Origin of the sequence: Paraeggerthella hongkongensis (assembly GCF_003726035.1) — a bacterium.
In the GTDB taxonomy this organism is placed as follows: Bacteria; Actinomycetota; Coriobacteriia; order Coriobacteriales; family Eggerthellaceae; genus Paraeggerthella; species Paraeggerthella hongkongensis.
Genome location: NZ_QICD01000011.1, coordinates 73913 through 80463 on the forward strand (window position 1 = coordinate 73913; position 6551 = coordinate 80463).

Here is a 6551-nt window from a genome sequence, read left to right on the forward strand (position 1 = left end):
GGAAGATCGATGTATCCACGTGAGAAGCTGCGCCAGGCATTGGCTCTGTACGCGGTCACCGATGACGCATGGCTGGGGGAGCGCGCGCTTTCGGATTGCGTCGAGCAGGCCATCGCCGGCGGCGCGACGTTCGTGCAGCTGCGCGAGAAGGAGATGCCCCAGATAGCGATGGTGCTGCGTGCTCGCACGATCGCGCCGGTGTGTCGCAAGGCCGGCGTGCCGTTCGTCGTCAACGACGATGTGGAAGTGGCGCGCATCGTGGAAGCCGACGGCGTGCACGTGGGGCAGGGCGACGCAGCCGTTTCCGATGCTCGTGCGAAGCTGGGGCCCGACGCCATCGTGGGCGTGTCGGTGCATACGGTGGAGCAGGCTTTGGAAGCTCAAGCCGCGGGCGCGGATTACTTGGGCGTGGGCGCGGTGTTCGGAACGCCCACCAAGGAAGACGCGATCATCATGGGCGTGGACGGCCTTGCCGCCATATGCAAGGCCGTGGACATCCCCGTGGTTGCCATTGGCGGGCTGCATGCGGAAACCATTCCCGCATTGGCGGGGACCGGCGCGGACGGGGCGGCTGTCGTGTCGGCCATCTTCTCGGCCTGCGACATCGAGGCCGCCGCGCGGGACTTGCGCACGACGGTGCGCGAAGCGCTTGGCGCATAGGTTCGAAAGGAAGGAACAGCCATGAAAGCGGTATTGAGCATAGCTGGATCGGATTCGAGCGGAGGCGCGGGCATCCAGGCCGACATCAAAACCATCGCCGCTCACGGCCTGTTCGCCGAAACCGCCATCACGGCGCTCACGGCGCAGAACACCCTGGGCGTCACCGGCGTGGCGGGCGTCGAGCCTGATTTCGTTACAGCCCAGATCGACGCCGTGTTCGAGGATATTCGCCCGGACGCCGTCAAAATCGGGATGGTGTCTTCGGCTGCCATCATCGAAGCCATTGCGCGCGCCTTGGCGCGCCATGAAGCGCGCAACGTCGTGGTGGATCCCGTCATGGTGGCCACAAGCGGTGCGCGCCTGATCGACGACGACGCTGCGGTGGCTTTGACCGAGCTGCTTTTCCCCTTGGCCGACGTGATCACGCCTAACATGCCTGAAGCTGCGGTGCTTTGCGGTTTCGCCGTGGAAGGGGAGTCCGACATGGAGCGCGCTGCTCGTTTGCTTGCCGAGCAGAGCGTTGCGGCGGTGCTGGTGAAGGGCGGCCATCGAAGCGATTCAGCCGACGACGTGCTGGCCTTGCCTGACGGGTCGTTGACTTGGTTTCGCGCGCCGCGCGTGGATACCCGAAACACGCACGGTACGGGATGCACGCTTTCGTCCGCGATTGCATGCGGGCTGGCGCGCAGTTTGACCGTCGAGCAGGCTGTGCGTTCCGCGAAGGACTACGTGCGCGGCGCCTTGGGGGCGGGCATGAACCTGGGGAAGGGCAGCGGTCCGCTCGATCACATGTGGGAGTACTGATCCTGTCGTTCGTTTTCCGAGCGGCCGGCTGTTCGACTGCGGGGGCGCTGCCGTGTACGGGCGGCGCCCCCGCAGTTGTGTGCTAGCGTTCGTACACGCAGCGACCGCCGACGAAGGTGGCCAGCACACGCGTTTTCTGGATATCGTCTTCTTCGCAGGTCAGCACGTTGCGATCGAGCACGGTCAAATCGGCGAGCATGCCTGGTTCGATCGTGCCCAGTTCGCGCTCTCGTCCTGCCGCCGCCGCGCTGCCCTGCGCGTAAGCGCGCAAGGCTTCGGCCATGCTGATGCGCTCGGCGGGAAGCCAACCGCCGCAGGGTGCATGCGTTTCCGGGTCCTGCCTGGTCACGGCGGTGTAAAGGACGCTCATGGAATTGACGTCGACCACGGGGGAGTCCGTTCCGAATGCCAAGGTTGCTCCTTTGTCCAGCATTGCGCGAAACGGCCACATGAGCGGTACGCGCTCTTGACCCAGATCGCGTTCGGGACCGCCGGGGTCAAGCGTGATGTGGGGAGGCTGCACAGCTCCCACCACTTGCAGGTCGGCTAAGCGCTCGATATCGCCCGGCAGGAAGTTCTCCAGATGCTCCAAGCAGTTGCGCCGCCCGTCCGGAAGCGGGCCGTACGTCGCGCGCGCCTCTTCGAAGAAGTCGAGAGCTGCGTGAATCGCAGCATCGCCGATAGCGTGGATGCGCACGGGGTAGCCCCTGCTCGCCGCGGCCATGATGTAGGAGCGCATAAGGGCCGGCTCCACCGTAGGCCGCCCGCAGTCGCCCTCGAACTGGGCGTTCGTATACGGCTCGGTCACCCAAGCGGTATGCTGGCTGGAAACCCCATCGAAGAACTGCTTGAATCCGGGAGCTTGCAGCATCGGTCCCGTGTACGTTGCGCGCATCGTCTCGAAGCGGCTCATGTCTTCGAGCAGCGTGGGGAACAGATGCACGCGCGCCGTAAGCTCGCCGCGTTCCAGCAGTAAAGCGTGCACGTCGTCCCGAATGAAATCGAGGCCGGGGCTTGCCATGAGGGACATGTCGCATACGCTGGTCACGCCATTTTCCGCCAAGCGGGCGAAGAACCCGCGGTAGGCGTCGGCCACTTCCTCGTCGGTGAACGACCCCATGATCTTGGGCATGAGCTCCATGGCCGCCGCTTCGCGCACAATGCCCGTCAGCTCGCCTTCGTCGTCGCGGTCGTACGATCCTCCCGCCGGCGGCACGCTCGTGCGGTCGAGACCCAGCTCTGCGAGCGCGGCGGAGTTCAGCCACAGCGTATGGGCGTCTCCTGAATAGAGAGCGACCGGGCGGGAAGGGAATGCTTCGTCAAGCGACGCTTTCGAGGGCAGAACGGGCGGGTTCCATCGGTACTCGCGCCACCCCTGCGCAAGAAGCCATCCGCTGGGACGGCTCTTCGAGAACTCGATCATGCGCTGCACGCAATCGGCCTCGTTCTCTCCCAAAAACGTGGTAGCCAGCGGCGAGGCGTAGATGGCGGAGTGAAAGAAGTGCAGATGGGAGTCGTGGAAACCGGGAGCGACAAGGGCGTCTCCCATGTTGCGGACCGGCGGGAGCTCGCCGCCTTCGTTCTCTTTCCGAACGAAGGCGTGCACCTCATCGCGCGGCCCCACGGCCACGATGCGGTCTTGGGCGATGGCGATGGCCCCAGGTTTGGCGGCATCGCTGGTCCCTGTGAACACGTTTTCGCTTTCGATTACCAAATCGATGCGCACGATCGCGCTCCTTTCGAACGGCGGCTTTCGTGGGCCGCGGCTGTTTCTGCGATGCCGCTCGACTCTACGGGAGTTCGAAGCGGTATTCGTCGCCGCAAATGGTTTGCTTGATCTTGCCCTCGCACACCAGGTATACCAGGTGCGCCATGGTTTCTCCCATTGAGAAGAACTTTTGATCGAGCGGCCATTCGCGCCAATTGTCGTAACGCCATTTTGCGTGGGAGGAAATCGATACGATGTCGGTGTGGCCCGCTGCCACCAGGTCGTACAGTTCTTGCAGTCGTTCTTCGTGATGCGAGATAAGGTACATCACGCGATCGCGCAGGTTGCCGTACGGCGCACCATGGGCGGGAAGAACCAGATCGACGTCGTAGGAGTACATTTTTCCCAGGCTTTCCAGAAACTCTTCCAAGGCGTTGTAGGCCGGGAACCACGACGATACGGAGGGCGTGATGCGCTCCAGCACGTGGTCGCCGATGATCATGAGGTTGCGATCGGGCTCGTACAGGCAGATATGCCACGGATCGTGTCCCGGCGTCTCGATAATCTGGAACGTGAAGTCGCCAGCGTGCAGCTCGTCTCCTTCGTTCAGGTAGATGAGGTCGGGCTTGCATGTCAGGGGGAGCAATTCCGCGGATACGTGCAGGCGGTGCTTTCCCTTCCTGAACGTCAGGCCGCTTTGCTGCGGGGTCGCCGCTTTGCGCAGCAAGGGGCCGAACACGTTGCCCTGCATCTCCATGAGGTTCTCCACTTCCTTGAACGAGTGGAGGTTGGCGTACACGCGCATGCCGTCGCGGTAGATGCGGTCGAGGTTGCCCGTATGGTCGGGGTGCGAGTGGGTAAGGACGATCTCGACGCTGTCCCACGACCGATCGAGCTGGCTCAGGGCGTCGTCGAGCGCCTCTTCGCATGCGGGGTGGTTGAATCCCACGTCGATGATGATGGTGGTTTCCTCGCCCAGGATGATGTAGGAGTTGAGCGCTTGCAGCGGGTTGTGGGGAAGCGGCACGCGCACGCGGTAGAGTCCGGGGCAGATGAGAACCGGCTCGCCGAATGCGGGCTCGGTTTCAACGGGGGCGCTGTTGCTTTTCGTGCCGTGGTCTTCAGTTTGCATGACGGTCCTTTTCTCTTGGTTCGCGGCTATTGTACGCCACCGCTCACCATGAGGAAACAGCCCGGTTTCTTTTCTGCCGGCTAACGGTACTGTCCCGAGAAAAGAAAAAGGTCGGAACCGAGAGGTTCCGACCTGCAATTTCTTGGTAGCTCCGACCGGATTCGAACCGGCGACCTCCGCCTTGAGAGGGCGGCGTCCTAAACCGCTAGACGACGGAGCCACATGGTGCGCTGTGCAGTATACCGTAAAAATGGCTGGGGTGGAAGGAGTCGAACCCTCACATACGGTACCAGAAACCGCTGTCCTGCCATTAGACGACACCCCATCGGGTTACCGATGCGCATCTCTTTCTTTTGGAGAGAGGTGCGAGCGCGAGAAAGTATATTACGGGGTTGAGTGCACTTCGTCAAGCCTTTATTTCAACTTTTTTGAGAAAAGTTTCAAGGCACGATGTTCGGCGCGTCGGAGTCCCCGTTCTGCTCCTCGAGCCAGCTTGCGACGAAGGCTTCAAGCGACGCGCGGTCGTTGTCCAAACGTTCGTCGATCACGGCGTCCAAGGCTGCAGCCAAGACTTGCCCTACCAGTGGGCCTCGCGGTACGCCAAAGGCGAGCACGTCGCGCCCGTTTATGGCAAGCTTCTTGAGCGAGAACGCCTCGTCGGCCGCCAGGACGTTGGCAAGGACGGCTTCAAGCTGGTCCACCGCGCCCACGCGCTGCGCGCAACGGGGGGCTTGTCCAAGCGCATCGCCGCGCTTGAGATCGCAGAGCGCGTGGAACAGTTCCGTGTCCCCGTCGAGCCGTGCGAGCGCGCGCTTGACGGCCTTGGGCGTGGGCTCGATGACGTCGTCGTGGCGCTCGACGAGCTTCAAGACGCGCGCCGCGAACGCCGAGGGCAGCGCGAGCCTGCCCATGACGGCCCGCGCCAGCATAACGCTGACCGCGGCATGACCGTAGAAATGACCGACGCCGTCAGCGTCGGTGAAGAACAGCGCCGGTTTCCCCATGTCGTGAAGCAGGGCGGCCCATCGTGCGAGGGGGTACGGGGGCACGTTTTGCACCACGTGCGCCGTGTGCTCGAGAACATCGTATATATGGTAGGGGGTATGCTGGTCGAATCCTTTCATCGCCACAAGCTCGGGCAGCACGGCCGCCAGAACGTCGACGGTTTCCACGAGGGCGCGTCCCGCATGCTCTCCAAGAAGCAAACGGTCGATCTCGTGGGTGATGCGCTCGGCCGATATACGGCAGAGCAGTCCTTTGTTGCTCAGCATTCCGTTAAAGGTGTCCGAGTCTATGTCGAATCCCAATTGCGAGGCGAAGCGGCAAGCGCGCAGGATGCGCAGCGCGTCTTCCGCGAAGCGACGCTGAGGGTCGCCGACCGCGCGTATCGTGGAGGATGCAAGGTCGTCCGCTCCGCCGTAGGGATCCAGCAGCCCGCGCGCGGGGTGGTAGGCAAGGGCGTTCATAGTGAAATCCCGTCGAGCAAGGTCTTCCTCTATGGATCGAACGAACGTCACGCGGTTCGGGTGGCGCGCGTCGCTGTAAGCGCCGTCGGAGCGGTATGTTGTTATTTCAAGAGGACGATCGTCCACGATCGCCGTGAGCGTTCCGTGGGCGACGCCCGTTTCATGCGTGCGGTGCCCCCGCTCCTCGAAGACGCGTTGCGTGTCGCGCCATCCGGCGGCCGTTGCGATGTCCACGTCGGCGCAGGGTCGTCCCAGGAGGGCGTCTCGTACGTACCCGCCGACGATCCATGATTCGTAGCCCGCGCGCTCAAGCGCATCGAGCGCTTTTTCAGCGTAAGCGGGCACGGGAATGCGAAGTTCGTTTGCAGCCGATCGGCGCGCAAGCGGGGGATTCTGCGGTTCGCGGTTCAGCATGGTGTTTCCTGTCTGGGCAGCGTGGTTCTTGTCGCGTCTATACTAATATACGCGATTGCTGTTGTGCGGGTGGCGTGGCTTGGCTTTTGCTCCGACGTTCGGGATGCTGTCATCCCGAACGGGCTAGGGGATACCCGCAGTGCCGCTGGCTCCGCCGAAGGTCGTGAGGCATCTCCGCCGGAGGGCGTCCAAACTTTTCCAAAAAAGTTCTTGACTCCGGACGGGGGCACGGGTAGTATATCTCCTTGCGCTTCGGGCTTCGGCTTGAAGCGGAGAACCTTGAAAACCGGATACTGAGAAGCAGAACAAGCGAGAAATAAAGCCAAGCAATGGATCCGCACGAGACGGACCTCTTAAAGTAAGTACG

General features: G+C 62.8%; 5 protein-coding genes and 2 tRNA genes. 2 read left to right on the forward strand and 5 right to left on the reverse strand.

The window, feature by feature from the left end; translation table 11 throughout:
- Window positions 1-9 precede the first annotated feature (9 nt).
- Window positions 10-660 carry a thiamine phosphate synthase gene (gene thiE, locus DMP08_RS07110; protein ID WP_123192231.1) on the forward strand — a complete coding sequence of 217 codons (651 nt, stop codon included), beginning with the start codon at window positions 10-12 and terminating at the stop codon, window positions 658-660.
- A 21-nt stretch (window positions 661-681) separates the two neighbouring features.
- Window positions 682-1464, forward strand: coding sequence for a bifunctional hydroxymethylpyrimidine kinase/phosphomethylpyrimidine kinase (gene thiD, locus DMP08_RS07115; RefSeq protein ID WP_123192232.1), 783 nt, complete (start codon window positions 682-684; stop codon window positions 1462-1464).
- A gap of 82 nt (window positions 1465-1546) precedes the next feature.
- Here the strand turns inward: thiD and DMP08_RS07120 are convergent, their stop codons facing one another.
- The 5 genes from DMP08_RS07120 to DMP08_RS07140 form a co-directional block, all read right to left on the reverse strand.
- Entirely contained in the window at window positions 1547-3190 is a 1644-nt protein-coding gene (locus DMP08_RS07120; protein ID WP_123192233.1) for an amidohydrolase, read from the reverse strand.
- A 64-nt stretch (window positions 3191-3254) separates the two neighbouring features.
- Window positions 3255-4304, reverse strand: a complete 1050-nt coding sequence (locus DMP08_RS07125; protein ID WP_123192234.1) for an MBL fold metallo-hydrolase — start codon at window positions 4302-4304, stop codon at window positions 3255-3257.
- Between the two features lie 143 nt (window positions 4305-4447).
- A tRNA-Glu gene (locus DMP08_RS07130) sits at window positions 4448-4524 on the reverse strand.
- Between the two features lie 31 nt (window positions 4525-4555).
- Window positions 4556-4629: transfer RNA gene (locus tag DMP08_RS07135), tRNA-Gln, on the reverse strand.
- Window positions 4630-4744: 115 nt separating this feature from the next.
- The gene (locus tag DMP08_RS07140; protein ID WP_123192235.1) at window positions 4745-6184 is read right to left on the reverse strand and encodes a CCA tRNA nucleotidyltransferase; all 1440 of its coding nucleotides are present in this window, start codon (window positions 6182-6184) and stop codon (window positions 4745-4747) included.
- Between the last annotated feature and the right edge of the window lie 367 nt (window positions 6185-6551).

Excerpts from the sequence above, each read along its gene's own strand:
- thiE (WP_123192231.1), top strand. The coding sequence starts at position 10 with ATGTATCCACGTGAGAAGCTGCGCCAGGCATTGGCTCTGTACGCGGTC.
- thiD (WP_123192232.1), top strand. The coding sequence starts at position 682 with ATGAAAGCGGTATTGAGCATAGCTGGATCGGATTCGAGCGGAGGCGCG.
- DMP08_RS07125 (WP_123192234.1), bottom strand. The coding sequence starts at position 4,304 with ATGCAAACTGAAGACCACGGCACGAAAAGCAACAGCGCCCCCGTTGAA.
- DMP08_RS07140 (WP_123192235.1), bottom strand. The coding sequence starts at position 6,184 with ATGCTGAACCGCGAACCGCAGAATCCCCCGCTTGCGCGCCGATCGGCT.